This window comes from Delftia sp. DT-2, assembly GCF_028401915.1.
GTDB classification, from domain to species: Bacteria; Pseudomonadota; Gammaproteobacteria; order Burkholderiales; family Burkholderiaceae_C; genus Comamonas; species Comamonas tsuruhatensis.
This window is the reverse complement of sequence record NZ_JAQOTI010000014.1, coordinates 24,699-45,981: the sequence shown is the minus strand read 5'-3', so window position 1 is coordinate 45,981 and position 21,283 is coordinate 24,699. Positions and strand designations below refer to the sequence as shown.

Annotated in this window: 15 protein-coding genes and 3 pseudogenes; 9 read left to right on the top strand and 9 right to left on the bottom strand. The window is 54.3% G+C overall.

Annotation, left to right across the window (positions count from 1 at the left end; genetic code table 11):
* Positions 1 to 52 precede the first annotated feature (52 nt).
* Together PO605_RS23585 and PO605_RS23580 are read left to right on the top strand one after the other, a co-directional pair.
* Positions 53 to 1,495, top strand: a complete 1,443-nt coding sequence (locus tag PO605_RS23585; protein ID WP_272206943.1) for an iron-containing redox enzyme family protein — start codon at positions 53 to 55, stop codon at positions 1,493 to 1,495.
* Positions 1,496 to 1,724: 229 nt separating this feature from the next.
* The gene (locus tag PO605_RS23580; RefSeq protein ID WP_272206942.1) at positions 1,725 to 2,054 is read left to right on the top strand and encodes a hypothetical protein; all 330 of its coding nucleotides are present in this window, start codon (positions 1,725 to 1,727) and stop codon (positions 2,052 to 2,054) included.
* A 139-nt stretch (positions 2,055 to 2,193) separates the two neighbouring features.
* Here the strand turns inward: PO605_RS23580 and PO605_RS23575 are convergent, their stop codons facing one another.
* Entirely contained in the window at positions 2,194 to 2,706 is a 513-nt protein-coding gene (locus PO605_RS23575) for a hypothetical protein (protein ID WP_272206941.1), read from the bottom strand.
* A 447-nt stretch (positions 2,707 to 3,153) separates the two neighbouring features.
* Between PO605_RS23575 and PO605_RS23570 the strand changes: the two genes are divergently transcribed.
* Entirely contained in the window at positions 3,154 to 3,483 is a 330-nt protein-coding gene (locus PO605_RS23570; protein WP_272206940.1) for a hypothetical protein, read from the top strand.
* A 335-nt stretch (positions 3,484 to 3,818) separates the two neighbouring features.
* On the opposite strand, the gene PO605_RS23565 is transcribed toward PO605_RS23570, so the two are convergent.
* The 5 genes and pseudogenes from PO605_RS23565 to PO605_RS23545 all read right to left on the bottom strand — a co-directional run bounded on the left by PO605_RS23565 (position 3,819) and on the right by PO605_RS23545 (position 8,150).
* On the bottom strand, positions 3,819 to 4,325 hold the full coding sequence (locus PO605_RS23565; protein WP_272206939.1) for a hypothetical protein: 507 nt from the start codon (positions 4,323 to 4,325) through the stop codon (positions 3,819 to 3,821).
* A 134-nt stretch (positions 4,326 to 4,459) separates the two neighbouring features.
* On the bottom strand, positions 4,460 to 4,951 hold the full coding sequence (locus PO605_RS23560; RefSeq protein WP_272206938.1) for a hypothetical protein: 492 nt from the start codon (positions 4,949 to 4,951) through the stop codon (positions 4,460 to 4,462).
* An 11-nt stretch (positions 4,952 to 4,962) separates the two neighbouring features.
* Complete coding sequence (locus PO605_RS23555) at positions 4,963 to 5,898, bottom strand: hypothetical protein (protein WP_272206937.1); 936 nt, start codon at positions 5,896 to 5,898, stop codon at positions 4,963 to 4,965.
* A gap of 820 nt (positions 5,899 to 6,718) precedes the next feature.
* The gene (locus PO605_RS23550) at positions 6,719 to 7,204 is read right to left on the bottom strand and encodes a hypothetical protein (RefSeq protein WP_272206936.1); all 486 of its coding nucleotides are present in this window, start codon (positions 7,202 to 7,204) and stop codon (positions 6,719 to 6,721) included.
* A 17-nt stretch (positions 7,205 to 7,221) separates the two neighbouring features.
* Positions 7,222 to 8,150, bottom strand: a pseudogene (locus tag PO605_RS23545) (hypothetical protein).
* Between the two features lie 436 nt (positions 8,151 to 8,586).
* Between PO605_RS23545 and PO605_RS23540 the strand changes: the two are divergent.
* The 3 genes and pseudogenes from PO605_RS23540 (at position 8,587) to PO605_RS23530 (ending at position 10,027) form a co-directional block, all read left to right on the top strand.
* A complete protein-coding gene (locus tag PO605_RS23540; protein ID WP_272206935.1) occupies positions 8,587 to 8,727 on the top strand; it encodes a hypothetical protein in 141 nt (46 codons plus the stop codon).
* A gap of 347 nt (positions 8,728 to 9,074) precedes the next feature.
* Positions 9,075 to 9,183 (top strand): annotated as a pseudogene (locus tag PO605_RS31060) (YkvA family protein); the annotation flags it as partial.
* Positions 9,184 to 9,805: 622 nt separating this feature from the next.
* Positions 9,806 to 10,027: a hypothetical protein gene (locus PO605_RS23530; protein WP_013802306.1), complete on the top strand. Its 222-nt coding sequence runs from the start codon at positions 9,806 to 9,808 to the stop codon at positions 10,025 to 10,027.
* A 789-nt stretch (positions 10,028 to 10,816) separates the two neighbouring features.
* Here the strand turns inward: PO605_RS23530 and PO605_RS31055 are convergent.
* From PO605_RS31055 to PO605_RS23520, 3 genes and pseudogenes are all read right to left on the bottom strand, one after another.
* Positions 10,817 to 10,941: pseudogene (locus tag PO605_RS31055) on the bottom strand (IS30 family transposase); the annotation flags it as partial.
* Between the two features lie 360 nt (positions 10,942 to 11,301).
* Complete coding sequence (locus PO605_RS23525) at positions 11,302 to 14,376, bottom strand: STAND family AAA ATPase (protein WP_272206934.1); 3,075 nt, start codon at positions 14,374 to 14,376, stop codon at positions 11,302 to 11,304.
* A 335-nt stretch (positions 14,377 to 14,711) separates the two neighbouring features.
* The gene (locus PO605_RS23520; protein ID WP_272206992.1) at positions 14,712 to 15,653 is read right to left on the bottom strand and encodes a restriction endonuclease; all 942 of its coding nucleotides are present in this window, start codon (positions 15,651 to 15,653) and stop codon (positions 14,712 to 14,714) included.
* Between the two features lie 487 nt (positions 15,654 to 16,140).
* Here PO605_RS23520 and PO605_RS23515 point away from each other — a divergent pair, with 487 nt between their 5' ends.
* The 3 genes from PO605_RS23515 to PO605_RS23505 all read left to right on the top strand — a co-directional run bounded on the left by PO605_RS23515 (position 16,141) and on the right by PO605_RS23505 (position 21,217).
* Entirely contained in the window at positions 16,141 to 17,379 is a 1,239-nt protein-coding gene (locus PO605_RS23515) for an alpha-xenorhabdolysin family binary toxin subunit A (RefSeq protein ID WP_272206933.1), read from the top strand.
* A 125-nt stretch (positions 17,380 to 17,504) separates the two neighbouring features.
* Complete coding sequence (locus tag PO605_RS23510; RefSeq protein ID WP_272206932.1) at positions 17,505 to 19,922, top strand: hypothetical protein; 2,418 nt, start codon at positions 17,505 to 17,507, stop codon at positions 19,920 to 19,922.
* Positions 19,919 to 21,217: an RICIN domain-containing protein gene (locus PO605_RS23505; RefSeq protein WP_272206931.1), complete on the top strand. Its 1,299-nt coding sequence runs from the start codon at positions 19,919 to 19,921 to the stop codon at positions 21,215 to 21,217. The genes PO605_RS23510 and PO605_RS23505 overlap by 4 nt, the downstream gene beginning before the upstream one ends.
* The last annotated feature ends 66 nt before the right edge of the window (positions 21,218 to 21,283 follow it).

The window sequence follows — 21,283 nt, the reverse complement described above, 5'->3', positions numbered from 1 at the left end:
TGTACCGAGGGCCACACCGCATCCTGAAGGCGTTACGGACCAATGCCCCACCATGAACACAGAACTGCTGGACCCCCCACGTACCGAACCGGCCGCTGGCGCAGCCACGCTTGAGCCTTCTTTCCTGCATGTGCCGCTCTACGAGCGCCTGGCCAACCATCTGCCCACCGAACAGGAGCGCCAGGCTGCTGCGGACTTCCTGCACGGCGTGATCGCCGAGACCTCTGCCGATGCCGATGGCCTGCCGGACAACCCGGAGCACCTGACCGACTGGATGCGTGCCAATGTCGAGAAAGTGCACGCCCAGTACCAGGCCTACCTGGCAGAGCGCAAGGCGGGTGCGGCACGCCGCTACTTCGGCAACCGCGCCCATGCGCTGTACTTCCTGCGCAATGTGGCCCCTACCAAGCTGGTGGACGGTTCCTGGCTTTACGGCCTGTGCGCGCATGCGGGCAACTCACGCATGTCGGACCTGGTCACCACCTATGTGGAAGAACTGGGCGACGGCATGGCCGACAAAAACCACGTCAAGCTCTACCGGGAACTGCTGGCCAGGTATGGCCTTGACCCCGTGGAGGACCTGCCCGACGACCTGTACCGGCAGGGGCTGGTACAGCTGGCGCTGGGCTGGAATGCGCAGCAGTTCCTGCCCGAGATCGTGGGATTCAACCTGGGCTATGAGCAATTGCCGCTGCACCTGCTCATCACCGCCTACGAACTCAATGAACTGGGAATAGATCCCTATTACTTCACGCTGCATGTCACCGTGGACAACGCCGACACCGGCCATGCCCGGCGCGCCTGCATTGCCGCCTGGGAAAACGCGCCGCGCATTGACGATGGCGGCGAATACTGGCGCCGCGTACGCGCAGGCGCCCGGCTGGCAGACACGGGCACCAGCACGCTGGACGTGATCCGGTCGTTCGAAATCGAAGCTGAGGTGGTGCGCATCCTGGCGCGCAAATCGCCTTCCGGGCATGGCGCGCACTCGGACTTCTGCAAGGTGGCCGGCCGCAGCGTCAATGACTGGCTGTCCCGTGCGCAGGACATGCCTGCCTTCCTGGGCGCGCTGGAGCAGGCACGCTGGATACAACGCAACCGGCCTGCGGAGGAAAGCCGCTTCTGGCAGCTGCTGCAGGGCGAGCGGGCAGAGATGTTCGGTGTTTTCTCTCCCTATGAGCTGCAAGTCATTCATGACTGGCTGCGGGGGCCGGCCAGTGCAGATGGCGCCTCCTTCGAAGCCGTGGCCGCGCCCGGCAAACCGGCGCGGCGCATGAGCTTTCGCGTGGCCGAGCGCCTGCGCACATCCCGTGGCGCGCGGCCGGACCCGGGCCGCAGCGCGCAGGAACTGGACACCGACCTGATGCTCTTCGAGCAGCGCTACCCCACGCTCGATCCAGCGGCCCAGCATGAGTTGCTGGTACAGGCCATGTCACCGGGCCTGCACTGGACGCCCCTGGGCCTGCGCGCCACCCGCCTGTTCCTGGGCCGGTAGGCCATTCGACCCCTCTTTACCTCCCCGGGAAAAATCATCTGGTCATTGGGCAAGACTGGCTTGCTCTTTGACCCATTCCCGGCTTTTGCCTCGCACACACCAGGCGGGATTCTTTACCCAGTCTGTAAAATAAATAGTGGGGTGGTCTTTAAGAATATTGCAGCGTGTATAGCCTAATTTTGGCATGGCATAGTATTGAAAAGGAGTTATTACAAGAAGACAAGTAATCATGATCACTACTCCCGTGATTGTGGTAATAGTGAAAATGCGCTCTGAGATTTTCAGGATACTTGATCTGCAAGGAATTGATTTTTGTACAAGAAAAATAATTCCTGTGAGTGAAATTATTGGGAAATACGCCACAAGCAAACTGGATGGTGTAATTCTTACCGATGGAGCGGAATTTTTTAGATCAATTATTGTGTTTAGAAATGAATATTTCGTACTCCATATTGATAGTGCTGAAGCCAATAGAAGGGAAGGAATGCCATGGATTAAAGATTTTCTGAACTTTGTCAGATTATTTTTTTCCACTTTAATATCCATATTTTTCGATTAATAGGTGCCAGAAGATTGCTGGACTGCACCGAGCGTTTGTCTCTGTTTTCTTCTTTTACTTATGTTGCTTAACTCTCTCAGGTTGCTGGCGCTATCTCTGATTTCCCTTTGGCATACCGCCATACGCCTTGGACGACATTTCACCGAGATCCATGGTCTGAATCATTGGGCAGGCGAGCTTGCTCATTGACCCATTCCCGGCTTTTGCCTCGCACACACCAATCGGGATTTTTGACCCAGTCAGTGAAATATATGGTGGGATGATCTTCCAGAATGTTGCACCGCGTATAACCAAGCTTTGGCATGGCATAGTATTGCAGAGGGGTGACGACAAAGAAACAGAGAAGCACAACGCCAGTCCCTGTGAATACAGAGAAGGCAAAGATACGCTCCGCTATTTTTAAAGTGCGCTCTTTGCAGGGAATTGATTTCTGTATCATGGCAATAATTCCTGTGACTGCAATTACTGGGAAATATACAATTGCCAGATGAAGGGGTGTAATTCTCACTGACGCAGAAGAATTTTTTAAGTCAATGATGGTGTTGAGAAAGGAGTATTTGATGCTCCAGATTGATAGAGCCAAAATCAGTAAAAATGATGGAATACTCCATATTAGAGATTTTCTGATTTGGGCTATGTCTGTCGCTTGCATTTGAGTTCCTGTTAATTTTTTGATAGGCGCTAGCCTATTGATGGATTAGGGTGAACAGGTACACGTCATTGGTCAGTATGGGATGATCTGATATTCATCCGCCACCTATGCTGTGACGAATGACCAGATTCAAGCGCTTGGCTTAATGTCTAAGGAAACTCGAAGGACCTGCGGGAGCCTGCGAGGAGTCGTTCTAGTACATAGGGAGTCAAACTATGCGGAATAGGCAAAGTACTGCATGCCTTGTGGTATGTGCCTTTTATTTATGGATTTGAATCAGTGCTACCGGCTAGTCGGGCTTGCTGTTTTACCCACTCTCGGCTTTTGCCACGCACGCACCAGTCAGGATTTTTCACCCAATCTGAATAGTAAATATTTGGGTGGCCGTTTAATATATTGCAACGGGTATAGCCCAGTTTTGGCATGGCATAGTGCTGCAAAGGAGTAATGATAAAAAGACAAAAGAGCATAAGTAAAATACCGGAAAATATAGAAGTTTTTAAAATCCGCTCCGGAATTTTTGTTATGTCTGCCTTGCATGGAATTGCCTTTTGTATCATGATGGTAATTCCTGAAGCTGAAATGATTGGTGCGCATAGTGCAAGCAAATCGGATGGCGTTATTCTTATTGTTGGAGATAGATTTCTCAAGTCATATATTGTTTCAAGAAGAGAATATTTTATACTCCAAATTGATATGATCAGCATCAATAAAAAAGACGGTATACTCCATATCAAAGATTTGCGGATTAGACTGAGGCTTCTATCTTTCATCTGACTGATTAATAAATTATTCGATGAAAAGCGTAAGAAAAATTGCCTGACTATTATGGTTGGGATGTTTATTTTTTCGTTTCACTGTTGCAGTGAAAATCTTCTGGGATTTTGACGTTGTCATTAAGATTCAGTACCTCTGTATGCATAGAAAAAGCACATAACCACCATTTGCTAAATCTCCACGGCGAACGGTCATGGTAAAGCGCTTGGCTCGGCGTTTGCGTTGAAAAGGAATGATGCTTAGGTATTCAGCGAAGAGTTGTTCTTAAACGCATGCAACGACATTACGCTGATAGGATAAGAAGGGAGTAGGCCTTATGATCTGCACTTTTCTGTTTATGGATTTAGCGCGGTGCTACTGTCTAGGCGGGCTTGCTCATTGACCCATTCGCGGCTTTTGCCACGCACACACCAGGCGGGATTCTTTACCCAGTCTGTAAAATAAATGGTGGGGTGGTCTTTCAGAATGTTGCAGCGGGTATAGCCTAGTTTGGGCATGGTGTAGTAATGCAAAGGCGCTATGATAAGAAATGCGATAGCTATAGAAATCACATTGACGCCAACGGAAAATATGGAAATATATTCAAAAATTTTAAGTACTTGCTTTTTCAAAGGAATTGCGTTGGCAATAACTGCCACTACCATTGTCAATGGAATTGCCCAGAAGGTCATTACTAGAGTAAATAGTGGTGTTACTCTGACGACTGGCGAGAGAACAAAGATATCTCTAATATCCGGTATGATACTTTCGTGTATAAGGTACACATTGAAAATGAGTAGCGCAATGGAAAAAGGAATGATCCAGATAGTATTTTTTCTGTTGTTCTTTACGCGATCTTGCATTGTGTATTCCTGGTTGCAAATTTTTGCTGCAAACTCTGCACGACAAGACTGCTTGGTCTCTGATCAGTAAATTTGAGCTAATTGTCTGCAAATATAGTCGCCGCAGTTTTCGCGTTCAGAAAAGTACGGTTGCCTTATTTTTTCAGATGGGCTTGTTCATTGACCCATTCCCGGCTTTTGCCGCGCACGCACCAATCCGGATTCTTTACCCAGTCCGTGAAATATATGGTGGGATGATCTTCCAGAATGTTGCAGCGGGTATAGCCCAGTTTTGGCATGGCATAGTATTGAAAAGGCGTAATTGCAAAAATACAAAAAAACATAATAAAAACTCCAACGGCTATGGCGGATAAAAAAATACGCGTTGGGATTTTCATGGCGTCTTCTGTACAAGGGACTGATTTTTGTATTGCAATGATAATTCCTGTGATTGAAATTATTGGCACACACAACGCAATTGGATCAAATGGTGTGATTCTTACTGATGGCGCGAGTTTATTCAAATCATTTACGGTTTCGCATAGAGAATAGAAAATACTCCAAATTGACATTGCTAGAAGCAGCAGAAAAAGTGGAATACTCCATATTAGTGATTTTCTGATTTCGGTTAAATTTCTTTTGTCCATTTCAAGACTAATCAATTTTTGCGATTAATAGGGGATAGTAAATTTTTAGGATGGTTCTGGGGTATTTCTTTGATCTCTGTTGTTTCATGATTGCCACTCAACTGTTCTGTGACGAGAGCGTCAGTATTAACGCGGTATATGCCAGAAGGTGTGCTGTTTGTCAAAATTTTTAGTGAAGTAATAACATTTTTCTTTATTTCCCAACTTTTATCGATTCTATTTAAAGCTATCCCGGTAAAAAATACCATTAAGGCCATGGCACCTAAAGAAAAAACAGCAATAGTAGTCACGCTTGCGACAAAAATTCCCGCGCCTATACCAACCATCGTCGCCAACCCAGCCTTGACCGCCTCCACTCCAATCCCTCCCACCAGGTCATGCATGGTCTTCTCATCATTGAAGATGAAGTCCAATGTCTCCACGCCGATACCCACGACCAAGCTCAAGATGAAGCCCCCTCTGGCCACGCCCTGAAGGCCGCGCATGCCCAGGCCCATCTGGACCATGCGGGGATTGGTGGTGAGAAAGCGCGTGCCCTGCAGCAGATTGCCGCGAAACCCGGCTCGGCCCGTGATGATGATATAGGTGCCTTTGGGCGTCGCCTTGACATAGGTGCGCGCACCGGCAAGGCGCAATGCAATCAGCGTTCTGGTGAACAGGTACGCGTCATTGGCCAGCATGGAGGCGGGGATGGTCCAGGGTTTGCCGGCATTGGGGCTGGCCGTCTGCGTCCAATACTTGCCCAAGGCGCTTTGGGCCAGTATGGCTCGCAGGCTGGCCTCCAGGCGCGGGTCATTGCGCGACCTGTCTTGCAGGACGCCTACGAACTCTTGCGGCGTGAGCACCACCACGTCCACCTGCTGACTGTCCATGGCGCGGGTGATCTGCCTGTTGAAGGCCTTTTCATAGCTGATATACGGGCGGGTGAGATCTGTGGATGTTGCCATGGCCTGCAAGCGAATGGTTAATGGAATGAATAAGGAAATGGTGGTTTGCCAAATGCCAGAAAAATCACAAACGCAGGCCTCCCATCAGGCCTGTGGGAAATCAGGTCAGATCAAGGTGTAAGAGTGGGAATTGCGCGTTCGCAATCATTCCCAAGGCCAATGTCAATCAATGGCCTGAGAATTCCGTTGTGGGAGTCCGGCTATTTGATTTCTTGGGTATCTGGAAGTCAAGCAGAAAGGCTGGTGGCTGATTATTTTCAGATTATTCCTAGATGCATATACGAGATGCATGCCTTGCGTGCAAGCGATATGGACTGCGTAATGAGGAAGGGGCGGCTATACAGGTTTGCCAGTCAGGGCAGCCATTTGCCCCGGTGGACGCAGGCCAGCCGGTACCGCCCTGCTGCGGGGCCTTTGCGGCCACAGGCACGACATCGTGGCGAGACGCGTAAGGACAGGAAGACCCGGTACAAGCAAACCGCGCGCGGAGGGCAGCCGCTCAATATCATCGAGTGCTGACCGAGCAGGATGCACCGAGAACCGTGCAGCGCAAGGAAATTTGAGGCCAAGCCCCGTCCAGTCGCCACAGCGAGCACTGAATGGGCCCGCATGCGCTTTTCCATCACCCGCTGGCCGATCGAATGGCGCCTGTACTGGTGGGGCTGGCCTGCAAGCGTATCTTCCTGCGCCACTGACAGTGGTTGTACTGGGCACGGTGCCGGTGCCGGGCGGTGTTCGCCTCTGGGCTTGCGCGCTACACGCCTGTTCCTGGGTCAGTAGGCCATTCGACCGTTTTCACTTATCCGGGAAAATCATCTGATCATTTGGCAATACGAGCTTGCTCATTGACCCATTCCCGGCTTTTTCCACGTACGCACCAGTCGGGATTCTTTACCCAGTCTGAAAAATAAATGTTTGGATGCCCTTCTAATATATTGCACCGGGTATATCCTATTTTTGGCATGGCATAGTACTGCAAAGGAGTGATAACAATGAGGCAGAAAAGCATAAGAAAAATCCCTGTGAATACAGAGATTACTAAGATACGCTCTGTTTTCTTTAAGGTACTTTCCTTGCAAGGAATTGCTTTCTGGATCAGCATGGAAATTCCTGTGATGGCAATCAATGGAAAATATGCGCCAAACAAATCGCCGGGAGTAAATCTTACAGATGGAGCAGAATTTTTCAAGTCACTAATGGTTTCTAGAAAAGAGTATTTGGTATTCCAAACTGATAAAGCCAAAACAAATAAAAATGATGGAATGCTCCAGAGCAAAGATTTTCGAATTTCAGTTAGATTTTTCATTTTTATATCAAAATTCGTTAATTTTTCCTGCTAATAGACGTTAGTAAGTTTTTTGCATATGCAGAGCTTTCTATTGTTTCACAGCCGCTGTTAAATGATTCTGAGGCGATGGCATTGGTATTGATTCGATATATGCCAGGATTAGTGTTATCTGTTGATATCTTTAATGCTTCAATTACGGTCTTTTTTATTTTCCAATTTTCATCTATTTTATTCAATACGAAACTGGATAAGAATACCGCTGCAACCATGAGGCTTAAAGGAAGAATAGCAATGGTTGTTACGCCCGCAACTATCATTCCCGTGCCAATACTCATACCAACCATCGTAGCTAGACCTGCCTTGGCCGCCTCTACTCCAATACCACCTACCAGATCATGCATGGTCTTCTCGTCGTTGAAGATATAGTCCAATATCTCGACACCGACGGCAACGACCACGCTCAAGATGAAGCCCCTCTGGCAATGCCCTGAAGACCGCGCATGCCCAGACCCATCTGGACCATGCGGGGATTAGTGGCAAGAAAGCGCGTGCCCTGCAGCAGATTGCCGCGAAACCCGGCTCGGCCCGTGATGATGATATAGGTGCCTTTGGGCGTCGCCTTGACATAGGTGCGCGCACCGGCAAGGCGCAATGCAATGAGCGTTCTGGTGAACAGGTATGTGTCATTGGCCAGCATGGAGGCGGGGATGGTCCAGGGTTTGCCGGCATTGGGGCTGGCCGTCTGCGTCCAATACCGGCCCAGGGCGCTTTGGGCCAGGATGGCGCGCAGGCTGGCCGCCAGGCGCGGGTCATTGCGCGACCTGTCTTGCAGGACGCCTAGGAACTCTTGCGGCGTGAGCACCACCACGTCCACCTGCTGGCTGTCCATGGCGCGGGTGATCTGCCTGTTGAAGGCCTTTTCATAGCTGATATACGGGCGGTTGAGATCGGCGGATGTTGCCATGGCCTGCATGCGAATGGTTAATGGAATGAATAAGGAAATGGCGGTTTGCCAAATGCCAGAAAAATCACGAACGCAGGCCTCCCATTAGGCCTGTGGTGAATCAGGCCCGATCAGGTATCAGAGTGGGAATTACGCGTTCGCAATCATCCCCAAGGCCAATGTCAATCAGTGGTCTGGGTATTCCTTTGGGGTAGTCCTGCTATTTGATTTCTTGGGTATCTGGAAGTCAAGCAGAAAGGCTGGTGGCTGATTATTTTCAGATTATTCCTAGATGCATGACTTGCGTGCAGGCGATATGGGTCTTGGAATGGGGAAGAGGGCGGTGATAAAGCCTTGCCAGTCAGGGCAGCCATTTGCCCCGGTGGACGCAGGTCAGCCGGCACCGCCGTGCTGCGGGCCTTTGCGGCCACAGGCACGGCTCCGTGGCGATGCCGTCATGAAGACCCGGTACGAGGAAACCGCGCGCAGCGGGCTGGCGGTCCATATCATCGAGTGCTGCGCGGGCCTGGCGGCGCAGCCCCAAGGGCAACAGCCGGCCGCCATCATCCAGCCCGGTCACAACCTCGTATATCCATGACAGCCAGTGAAAGATTGAAGGCTTGGACGACGCATCAAGCGCGATGGCGTCACCCTGTGGTTTGCCTGCAAGAGCTCCCAGACACCCTGGTACGGTAGGGCCTGCTCACACTAATGTGGGGTCGCGAAGCTGCCTGCCAGCCCGCCAATCAAGGCGCGGCCCACACGCACAAGGAGCGCAACGCCGAGTGGCGGGCTGGCAGGCAGCTTCCCTTCGGGTTGCTCGGCTGCGGGGCCGTCTGCGGCGTTGCACGCGCTTGCAAGGCACGGGCCTTGCTGCGCACGTACGCCTTGCATACGACCCCGCAGCCGGGCAACGCGATCCCCAGATTAGTGTGAACAGGCCCTAAGACCCTGGGCGCCTTCGTAGTCGCCTACGCCCTGAGCCCCATCGACCTGATCCCCGATTTCATCCCCGTGCTGGGCTATGTGGATGACGTCCTGCTGCTGCCCGCGCTGATCTGGCTCACCGTGCGGCTGCTTCCCCCGGCCGTGCTGGCCGACAGCCGCCAGCAGGCCGAGGCCTGGATGCAGGTCCAGGGCCGCAAGCCCCGAAGCCTTGCCGGAGTCGCCCTGGTGGGCGTCTGGCTATGCGTTTGCGTGGTGGCCTTCCTGTTGTTCAGAGGGTGCTGGGGTCTCTGAGCGCGGCGCCTTGCCGTGCTGAGTGGCGGCGGGCGGGCAACACAAGGATGCGGGAGCTGCGCCTGAGCGCTGTATCATCTCTCCCAGGTGCTGAACACACCTTCACAGGCGGACCGCCACACTCCCGAAAGCAGTGGCTTTTTCACGTTCATACGATTCGTGCGCTTGCGCGCACGCGTTTTATGGCCGGGTAGCGCGCAGCTATACAAGACTCTTCGGGGGAAATCTGCGGGCGGCCCTGTGACCGTGTTCAAGTACCCGGCCACCTCTCTGAACAGGAGGTGTAGTTGGACGAACTCACAGGAGGCCTTATGGCTGCTTTCTTTGCGGGCGTGTCAATGCCCGAACCCTCTCCCAGTCCTTTGCATGGCCCCTTGCTTCTAGCGCATGGGCATTCCTTTGCTTCAGTCGCCAAGCGCGCTCATTGAGGAGTTGCCATGCTGTACTTTCAACTTTCCGAGCCGGAGTACAACAGCCTCCGGCGCGTGCAGGATCAGTTGGGGCTGATTTCCAGTTTGATTATTGGTGCTTATCCGGGGCATGCCTTGGAGCCGGTGACTCCTGGACAATTGCTGGCGTTTATTCAGGCGCAGGAAGAGGCGCTTGAGGGGGTGATGGGGGGAGTGAGTGAGCGCGGGGTGGTGCGGGGGACAGATTGACTGCAGTGCTGCACTGGGAGGCCACGCTTGAGATGCGTGGCTTTTCTGGGCGGTTTGAGGCTGCTAGCGGGGTTTGGAGCACGTAGAGAGCTGGTCTGTTGAGGACTTTTCTCTGCCAGGAGCAGTCACTCCATCACTGGACTTTGGCGACTTATAACTGGCATCAATCTCAAATTTTTAGGTTTGCCTAAAAAGCGTGATGGTGATTGCTGACTCTCATATTTTGGCTAGATTCGTTCTTGTAAGAATGTCGACCGTTTTAGCGTTTCGTTTAAATCAAGTTAGCTTTGAAAGGGTTTCAATGTCAGCTCCGAAAATAAGTTTGAATAATCTTGGGGAATACATGAATGCAAATCCGGCAAGAAGGAGGCGCATCATCGAAGATTGGATTGCCCTGAAGGAATTTATTGCAGCTCTATACTCCGATAATACGCGGATGAGGTTTTGGCTTTATGGTTCTCTGAGTGTCACTCATGTCTGATCCAACAGCCTCGACATTATTGGAGCCAATCCCTTGGCCAAAGCTGTCGAAATATCACTCAAAAATCGGTCGATGGCGTCGTTGCGTTCTTTGGCCCAATCTGCATGCCTGCGGCAGAAGAGTTTGGTTTTCTCCCAAGGGATAAAATCGATGCTTTTCGCAGAAAGAACATAGAGTTCATGTCCACCAAATCAAGGGAAAAGATCGAACATCAGAAGTTGGGGCGCTGGTGACGCTAGCCCGCTCCTTCTTCGACAAATCATCGAAGATGAATCGTGGACAGAATATCTTCCGCCCTGTGAGGGTCATCGATGGCGCGCCTGCAGGCGGATTCCGCCGGTTGCAGCCAAGATGTTGTGAATGGAGCTGGGTGTTCGATCGAACAGCTTGCCGATCTGGCGCAGGGCACCACCCTCCTCAAGCGATCCTGCATGACCGCTTTATGCGCGTCGTGTATTAGATCCGAGGTTACCTCATGGTCAGCACTCCTTGCGCCAGACGCAGTGATTCTTTTGCATCGACCGGTGGCATTCATAACCATAGAGAACATTCGCTATAGACTCCCAAGCATCAGATTCAGGCGATCGACAATATAGATTCGGCTCGCCACAGGCTGAATTATATCGAGAGTGCTAGTTAATCAGCTTGATAGTAGAACAGCGAGACTTGGCATCAGAAATGGCAACATCTCTTTCAAAGTTGAGTCATTACCGTTGGTGTTGACTCTAATTTCTTGGGCTGGTTCTATGTAATCGCAAAATTGCAATACTGGGCCAAATTTTTTGCATTCGACCTATCTACGAGTTCGTCGATCGTGGTCCAATGCTAGCTGCCGTTGCAACTTGATGCCAAGCTCTTCGCAAAGACGTTGCTTATCTCTGTATGGGACCTTGAAAAGGTGTAGATGCTTCAGAGCCATTGAGCTCAGCAAAGCCTGTGAAAACACATTCTTTTCGATCGATTTATTGAGTGCCTTAAGTTGAGCAAAAGGGATACTTTCTGGTAGATCGAGTAGATAGCTCATTTCAATAAGATTGAAGCCAAGAGAGCTATTTTTTTCAACTACTGATGTAAGATTATCTTTCAAATATGTTGAGCCAACCGTAGAGCCGGCCTTCTGAACAAATGCAAACGTGAGCATGCCAATTATATCAAATACGATGCGTTTCGCATTTGATTTAACTATATCCGAGGGCAGGTCGGGTCTACCTTCGGCAAGGATGCGCTCAAGATGAGCGGCCAGAGAAGCTGCATCATTCCGCAGTAAGAAAGTCGCACCATGCAACCCACGAAGTGCACTTTTTAGCAACTTATCAATTAACTCATCCTTGATCGGATTTTTCGTTGTTCCGTAATGGTTTTTCAAAAATTGCCCGAGAATTTCCATGCCTCGAAAGAGTCTTGTTATCGCTGACGGAATGTCAGCCACATCCGCTCCTAGCACTCCATTTGCATCATCAGGCCCATCTGTCGCTACCGTCGCAACCTCTTCTGACCGGTCTTGGTGCTCCCGAATACTGGCACGCGAGCGCCGTGCTGTATCCTCCTCGTATATCAAACTTGGAGCCGTATCAACAAGATTATTGAGTGATTGGACGTCATGTTCAAAGTCGAAAACAGGTTCATTTTCAAAGCACTTGTCGAGTGCTGCGGCAATTCTCTCATATATCACAGGACTCTTGGTATGATGACTTGTGAATAATAGAACGTTTGCATTGTCACGTAGGTGGAGGTCATCACAAAGCCGTATGATAACCTGCTCGATCTCGTTTTCATGTATGCGATCGGCGAGATATTGGCCAAGAAAATAGTAGTAGAGGTATGGGTATTTAAACTCCAACTGTCCTTCAACCGTAGCCAGTATGTTCGCTTGCTTTAAATGCCGCTCGCGCTGCCCAAAAGATACTGGAGTGAATTCTCTGCTAAAAGCAGAATTGAAGCCTTCGAGTTCCTTGTGGGAAAACTGTCTTTTCCCAGAAGAGTGAACGAACCATGCGAGATTGGCGCAGTAGTTCATAACCTCACTCCATTGTTCTCGCTGAATGCCGACGTTTTGAAGCGAGGACGTCACTAAGAATTGGTAATAGTGACCAAACGCGCTGTTTTGGAGGTCCGCGGTTCTACCTGATTCAATGCTCTGGAGTAAAGTGAGTAAATATATGGGAACAGCTGGAACGAACTGCCTACCCACCGCAGTGGTTAGATCTTTCTCCCATTTATCAATGGTCTGAGACCAAGTTGCAGATTCTTCGGATTCACCTCCGATTTCCGCCCATTTGCATACAAGCTCAAAGCGCTTTTTATGACCGAACTCTCTGATCTCGTACTGCTGAAAGCTATGGAGTGCTTCAACCCTCTCAAGTGCCAACACATCCATTGCAGCCACGCCATCACGTGCAGTCACGATGACGCCGGAAAAATATTCAAAGAGGCCAGTAAGGCATTCTCCGAGAGAATCAGGCGATAGCGAGCATCCATCGATGTCATCGAGGAAGAGGACACGCTGATCCTTTGATTCCTGAAGCCACGCCTCTCGATCTCTCTTGCTGTACTGGCGTTCAAACGCATGTTTCAAAGCCTTCAATGGCTCCTTGCGATGGATCTTAGTAAACCACGAAGCACGGAAGTACAGCGGCAAGAATCCTCTATTGTAATAACTCTTAAAATATTGGCGTAATAGTGTAGTCTTTCCGCTCTTCTCATCACCTCGTAGAAAAATGCCACCATTGAGATTCTCAATATCCTCAAAGTAGGCCCCCGACACTTGCTTCTTGATTGGCGCAGGATCGTCCAGCAACCTGAGTTCCGGCCAAATGAAGACATCATCGATCTCAAGGTCCTTCTTGGCGCTATGACTAAAATTTGCGCCTGGGTCATTCAACCACTTTGAAAAATCACTTTGTAATTCGTAGGCTGGTCGTCCTTTTGAAGGGAGCGCCCTGAGCGACCCCCACTCTCCGTCGTCTGCTTGCGGATGGTAATGGGAGCCATTCCAGGAGAATAACTCCATCAAGTATTGTTTTGTGGAAAGATCAACAATAACTATATTAAAAGTTGATAAATCTGGGGTGGACTCTTCGTGCAGGACGCCGCCCTCAATAGAGACACTGGATGAACTACGAAGATCGTTGGTCTCGACGACGTTTTGGAAATGCTCGTGTCCTGTGAAAATTAGATGGCTTTCACGTCTCACAGCTGCTTGGAAGGATCGGTAAGTAGACTGCCCAAGCCAATTAAAAGGGTGATGCAGCAGGGTCACCGAAAGATCGGTTCTCTCATCGAAGCCAAACGGTTTTACAGCCGACGATGGATAAACGAGGGTTCCTTGCTTTTCCCGCAACTCAGACATCCAAGCAACATTAAGACAACGGAATCCTACGCGATGATTTTTAATGCCGATGGTCGTTTGCCAGGAGAGCCTGTCTTCATGATTCCACGTGTAGTTAGAGATTTGAGCTCGAAACTCGAAGAATTCGTTCGTGACAGAGGACGCTGTCTTTATCAGCGAGATGGAAGGATCGGCGCCCTCTAAACTACGTATTTTGGCAAGAACTGCATCGCGCGTATCATCATGGAGGGTGAAATCACAGTCATGGTTTCCTGGGCATACAAACACCTCAATTTGAATGCGCGGAACCTCCTTGCAGATTTCTGCCTTGATTTTTTCAATAAATGTTACAGCAAGCTTGTACTCTTCGGCTTTACCGCTGTAGGCTATATCACCGGATACCACTATTGCAACCGTATGTACTTCGGGAAGGCGAGGGAATGTCGCAGAGGCAATACTTTCCGCTCTGACCAATATCGCATCCGACGATTTTTTGATATGGATGTCACTGAGATGCAGAAGCATTAGTTTTTCGGTCATCGATTAAGGCCTAGTTATGTGAAAGAATGCAGCTTACAAGAATGGAGTAAAAAAGTAATGAAGATGATATCTCTGTGGTGCTTATGCTGTCCAGTCGCAATGCCATGCCAGAAACGACGATGACCAGCGGATCGCCCGGTCAACGCGAGGGGCGTGGCAGAAAAAATTTCCAATTGCGAATGAGAGATGCGATGGTTTTTGGAATTTAGTTGAGGTGAAACGGCACCAAGATCGGGAAAATGTACCCATTTCAATGTGAAGCAAGAACTTATCATTCAAAATTAACTGGCTGCTACGGGGGTGGATTCACAGGCGAAAGCAGACCATCTACAAAATCAATTCTCATCCCCAACCCCAACCATCTCCCGAGTCCCTCGACACCCCGCACCAAACGCCGAACACCCCCAAAATGCCTTCCCAGCCGCAGGCCCTCGCTTCGCAACCCGCTGAACCATGGCTTTCCCGCATTGAGGGCAGCCGGGTATTGGGGAAGCGGCCGGTCGCACTGTGTCAAAAGCAGGCTCCGTCTTGAGGGGCTCGGCCACACGCACAGGGTTCGCCAAAGATGTGGAAGTCCGGGCCTTGGTTGTTGAAGCCGCTCCCGTCTGGGCCTTTGCCTCCTTGAGCAATTTCATGAGCGCGGCGCCGTCCATGAGGTGGATATTTCTTCCCGCAGCAAACGCCACAGCTTCCTGAGTGAACCTGCCAGAAGTCACCACAAAGCCGGCAGCGGCTCCATCAGCCGCCATGACGCCGTATAGCTCGCGCACCGTGGAAACGCCCACCTTGAAGGCTTTCCACTGCTTGCACTGCACCAGTGTCTTTTCGCCATCCTTCGAGAGGACCAGGTCCACGCCACCATCGGGCCCGCCGCCACCGGTTTCCTTGACGCTGTAGCCGCGCCGCCGAAATCCCTCACCTACCAGCGTTTCAAACTCCCACCATGACATGTTCTGCAGCGCATCTGCGCTGGAGCTGGCCGAGGTGGTTTCGAACAACTGGCTGCGGCGGCGTTGGCGCACGGCGGAAATGGCCGCGCCGGCCAGGCAGATGAGGGGCAGGATGTATTGGCCCCCGGTAGCCAGGCCTTGCCATATGGCGGTGGTGGCCAATTGGCCGATTTGCTGCGGGCTTTGTGCTGCAGGCAAGGGAAGGACGGCAATGGAGTGCAGCACCATGTAGCTGGTGAGTGCCAATGCAATGCCGGCCCACCAGGGCAGCATGGCGATCAGATCCATGAGGTCTTCTGCCGTGCTGGTCTTTCGTTTTCTTGCCACTCCCGCTCCTCCATCGTTCAAATTGCAGAACATTTTGCAACACTTATGGGCGAGGCGAATTCCTGTGCCAATGGGTGCGGTGAAATCAAGAGAAATTGACACTGATGGTGTCTTCTGGTTGGCGATGAATGTGTGCAATGCGCTATTGATTACGTAGCAGGTTGTGTATGCCTGGTCTGCGAAATTCCTTGTCTTGTCATTTGGGGCAATGGACTGATCGTGCTCATTGCCATGGGTCGCGCAGGGGACAGGCTCCTTGGAGTGTGAGAGAGCAGTCCCACTGCTGTCCTTATCCCCAGTGCTGTATGAATTTGTGTCGCTTGTTTGGGGGACATACAGGGCCATGGCGGCTACCTAGCATCCGGTCGACTGGAGCGCAAAAGGAGGGCGGGCGATGACTGCGGTGCGGTCATTTCTTCAACGCCGCCGCTTGTTTGCACACCGATTCGCGGCCGAATCCAGCCATTCACCGTCAGGAGCCTTCGCCATGTCCGACCCAGCAAACTCAACGAATGCCTTCACCCCGTCTGCCGATATCTACAACGGAATCTCCGTTCTCAGTTCAGAGGACTGGATCGGGCTGACGACGTTCTTCGAGTCTGCAGTCACCGACAACCCGACCACCACGGAGCTGATGCGCGCCATGCTGGGCATGCAGAAGCAGGATGATTTCAGGCAGGAGTTTTCCGAAGCGGTGGCGCTGTTCGTCACGCTCAAGGGTGTCGGCCAGAAGTTCAAGGCAGATTTGCAGGACAAGATGCTGACCCTTGCCGACGATATCGTTCAGTACAACGATGTGGCGGCAACCACCTATGAGCGGCTGATCGAGCTGGTGGACCGTTTCGATCTGGAGGGGGCGCCCACCCCATCGGCGGAGCCGGCGGTGGAGGCGAAATGGAAGGCCCTGGTCAAGGTTTGGGAAAGCGATACGCCCAGCGGGCGTCCGGAGCAGATCAAGCGCAATTTCAGCAGCGCGCTGGAGCAGTTGATTGAAGACGCCAATGCGCGTTCGGTGCGTGCCTTCGCGCTGCAGAACTCCATTCTTGACAACGGCAACGGAATACTGATGCGCCTGAATGCCTGCAAGACCGCATTCAATGGACAAAAGCAGAAGTTCACGACCACTCTGGGCGCCGAGGGTGCTGCCAACCAGAAGCTGAAGGCCGCCGTGGAGAAGCTGGAGAACGACTTGAAGGCCCTGCGCCGCAAGGAAAAGGATGAAGTCATCGTGCTGTCCACCTCTCCGGCCTATCTGGCGATTCCGCTTTTCGGGCCGCTGATTCTGGCGGGGGTGGATATCGGTGTGGGTGCGGACCTTGCGGTCACGCGCAGGAAGATTGCCGAGAAGGTGGATGAGGTGAGAACCATCCAGGCCACGATGGCCACGAACGAGCGCTTCATCGGCTACTACAACCGGAGCAATGATCGCTTTGACAGCATCAGCAAGAGCATTGAAGACCTGGGCCCCAACCTCAAGACGCTGGGCGAGGCATGGCGTGCGATTTCTGCCGATCTGGGCAACATACACAAGGTCTTGAGCACCACCGGCCGCAAGTCCCTGCAAGGGGAAAACTGGTTCAGCCTGACGGTGGTGCTGGGCACGGCCAAGAAGGGCTGGGCGCGTGTCGCCGGACAGGCAGACCATTTCCGCCGTTTTGGCGGCACGCCGAAGAAGGCGCAGAGCGTGGACCAACTGGTGGAGCTTGTCAGCAAGAAGGCAGCCTGAGCGATCTGCTCCGGCCTTTGTCCAACCGCTGCACAGGTGCAGTGCCTTACCTGGAACCACCCGCCATGACTTCAGCAATGACTTCCACGCTCACTCCTGCGTTCACTGTCGCGATGACTCCCGCGATGACTCCCCTTGAATTGCGCACCCTGATCGATCGCTACCGTGCCGAGGGCCTGCTGCCGCCAGGGCCGCTGGTCTGCAGCGGTGGCCGGGCGCCGGACGGCAGCTTCAATCCCTTCGGCACCGTGGCCGATCTGGTGGTGGACCTGAAGGTGTTGCTGGACGAAGCCGACGCGGCCGGCCTGCAGGCGCTGGACATCCATGCCGATACCGTGGTGGTGCCCGAGGGGTTCGACAGGCGGCTTGACCGTTCGGTGCGGCGGCTGACGGTGGTTGCCCGCCGCATTGTTTCCGAAGGCACGACGGTGCTGCGCATGCTGCATGACGAGGACAACGAGCTCAGCAGGGTGCGCATTTTCGTGGAAACCGTGGAGGGCCGGTTCACGCTGTACGGCGGCCCCACGCGCGACACCCCTTATGCGCTGGAGGGGGCCTGGGACACGGTGGCGCGGCCGCAGTTCAGCAATTTCCTGTGGCAGGACAACCGGGCTGTGGTGAAGCACACCCCCGTGCCGCCCGGCCTGCTGGAGCATGGCGAGCCGATGCACAGGGTGCTGGCCGCGCTGTTTGCCCTGAGCGCCGGCATGGCGGGCAGGCCCGGCCATAGCGACCACAGCGCGGCCGAACTGGCGTTGTGCCATGAGGCGCTGGCCTGGATCACGCGCTGGTCAGGGGTCGAGTCCGGGTTTGGCGAGTTGATCCAGGCGGCGGGTTCGCTGCAGCGTCTGCTGCCTGTCATGGGCGTTGACGGGCTGGCCAGGCCGATTCCTGATCTGAGCGCCGGCAGCTATCTGTCGCTGGCCAAGGCCCGGCAGGAGGTGATGGCAGCCATGGAGGCCCACCTGCGCAGCCTGCGCGCCAGCGGCGAGCTGGCAGGTGCCGTGGGCAGCGTCGCGCAGGCGTTTGCCGACCGGGATACCTTGGACCTCAAGACGCTGGAGGCACGTTGCACCGGGCTGGAGCAGCGGCTGATTCAGCAGATCGATGCCCTTGACCGCGCCGCACGCACGGTGCGCCAGGAGGAGCTTGAAGCGGAACTTGCCGCCATGCGGCTCAAGCTTGAAAGCGACGTTGCCCAGATCGTGCGCACCGTGAAGATGAGCCTGGAAATCGCCTTTGGCGTCATCGCAGTCGCGGGCAGCGTGGCGGCCCTGTGCGTGGGCGTGCCGCCCGACCCGAAGGCGCTGACCGAGACCGGTCAGAAAGGCGTGCTCGGCCTGAAGGACTTGTACGGGCAGGCCAAGACGCTTGGCGGCAGCATAGACGGCCCGCTCAAGGCGCTGAAGGCCCTGGGCCAGTCGTTTGCCATTCCGCTGCAATGGGCCAGGCACAACTCCAGCACGCTCAAGAATCTGGTGGATCCCGCCAAGGGCGCATTGAATGCGGTGCTGCCGGTGATCCGTGGGCCGCTGGGCGGGCTGGATGTCGAGGGGATTTCCCGGGAGCTGGGCGACACCATGCGTGCACTTGCGCTCATGCCGGATGCCAATGAAGCCAAGGCCGCCTGGACGGTGCTGGAGAACGATGCCGTCAACCGGCTGGATCTGGTGCTTGCCACGGAAGGCACCGAGGCGGCCGTGCGCAACGCTGCCAACACCCTCAAGACACAGGTGCAGAAAGTGGCCGTCTATGGCCGCCTGCTGGCTGAGCAAAGCGCATCCAAGAATGCCATTGCCCGTGAGCTTGCCACGCTCAAGCTGGAGTACGTTGCGGTGATCGGCAAGCGCAAGCGCCTGCAGGCGCTGGAGCAGCAGGCGCTGACAGAGCTGGAGCGCAGCGCGCGGTTGCAGGGGGAAATCACCCTCAGGGCAGAAAGTGCGCGCCGCGGTTTCTTCGTGGACTGCTTCGGGGTCCGCGCCGCACAGGCCTACGAAACCGGCAAGCAGCCTGGCCACCGTCTTTCGATGCCGGGCATGGCCGCTGCCATGGCAGATGCACACGCCACCCTGCTGGCAGACCACGCCAGCGCGCAGGCGGCCAATGCGAGGACCAAAGGGGATCTGCGGCGGGAATTGCGGATCACTGACGCCGCGCTGCTGCAGCAGCTGGCGCATGGGCAGCCCATCAGCCTGTCCATTGCCACCAGCCATCCGGCACTGGCCAGCTACCGCCGCATCCGCCTTTCGTCGGTGCAGGCCTGGCTGGAGTTTGCCGATGCCTCGGCCCAGCGCATCAATATCGACATGGTGACCGGCAGCGACTTTCACGACAGCACGGGCAACGGGGACGAGAGGCTTTTCTGCTCGCCGCTGAAGATCAACTTCACCTACGCTGGCGACCAGATCGAGTTCTCGCAGCACCTGGGAGATGTCTGCCCGACGCCGTTCACGACCTGGCTGATCGAAGTGCTGGAGCCCCGACAGATGCCGGCAGCGCCTCGGGCCCTGCGCCTGTTGATGGCCGGCACTGCAGCCAAATGACCCGGCTTCTGTGGCTGACCGCCGCTGCCACGGCGCTGTGCTGCGGTGGCGCCCTGGCAGCGAGCTGCCGCGTCGAAGCCGAGCCCGCGCGTGAGCCAGTCGCACGGCAGGTATGGACCGATATCGCCGAGTTCTCGTTCCTGACCGGGCTGGATCTGGACGATGCCAGCGGCCGCATGACGCTGGTAAGGAGCCTGGAGAGCATGCAGTCGTTCCCTGCGCTGAAGGCAGCATCGGCCGCTTGGGGCACGCTGCGTGCCTGTATCGACGGGCTGGCCGATACGGTGCAAAAGCTGGGGCAGGCCGTCGGGCGTTTGCAGCAGCTGTGCGACCAGCTGGATGCCGTTTCGCTGGCTCCCGACGCACCGCTGGACGAGGCCCGATGGAATGCGGGTGTCGCAGCCGTCGAGACGGAGATGGATGCGGCCATTGCGGCGGCTGCACCCGTCGTGGCGCAGCTGGAAAGTCATGCCACGCTGCTTCGCGTGGCCGCCGCGCACCATGCCAGGCAGCCGCCACCGGCAAACGCGGTGGTCCGCCTTGGGCCCGCGCCGCAGGCGATGGCAACGGAATTCAGCACCCTGGCGTTGCGCTGGCGGGCCGTGGCCTCCGACCTTGCAAATGCTCGCCGCATCTTGCCGGTGAGGCCGGTGCGCGGCTCGTCTGCGCCCTTGATCGCCATGACGGCCGCCATGCGGGAACTGGCACGGATCTCCGCCGAGGCGCACGCACTCTCGGCCCAGCGGCTCAGCGATGCGGATTTTCGACGCTACGAGACGGGCGACTACCTGTACGACCAATGCCCCATGCTCAAGGACCGCCAATGGGTCGGGCTGCAGAACCTGTATTGGAGCGAAAAGCGCAATGCGGTAGCGCTGCTGCAGGGCACGGGCCTTGTGTCTCCCCCCGGGCTGTACAACTTCGAGCCATGGCAGATTTCCTTCCCGGCCATGATTGTGGGCGCCGACAGATGGAGGTTCCTGCGCACCGGCAAGGGCTACTGGCTTGTCCAGAATGCGGCGTTCGGACCGGGCACCATGGCGCTCGATGTCACCAGCGTGGCCGGGAAACCGCATCTTGAACTGAAGATGACGGCGTCAGCGGGAGACGCCCCACGCTTCAGGGGCCAGCAATGGCGCTGTGCGCCCAGCGACCTGCCGGGCCAGTTCCATCTCTACAACCGCTTCCTGTCGGATGCCATCGTGCTGGACACGGCCAATGACAATGGCATTGCCGTCATGCTGCCGGCCACCAGCCGCTCTTCTGGCCAGTATTGGCGTGTGATTGAGCGGTAAGAGGTGCTTGGGGGGAAGGCTCCGGGGGAAGGCTCCCCTTGATCTCAACCGCACTTGGGGTTGCAG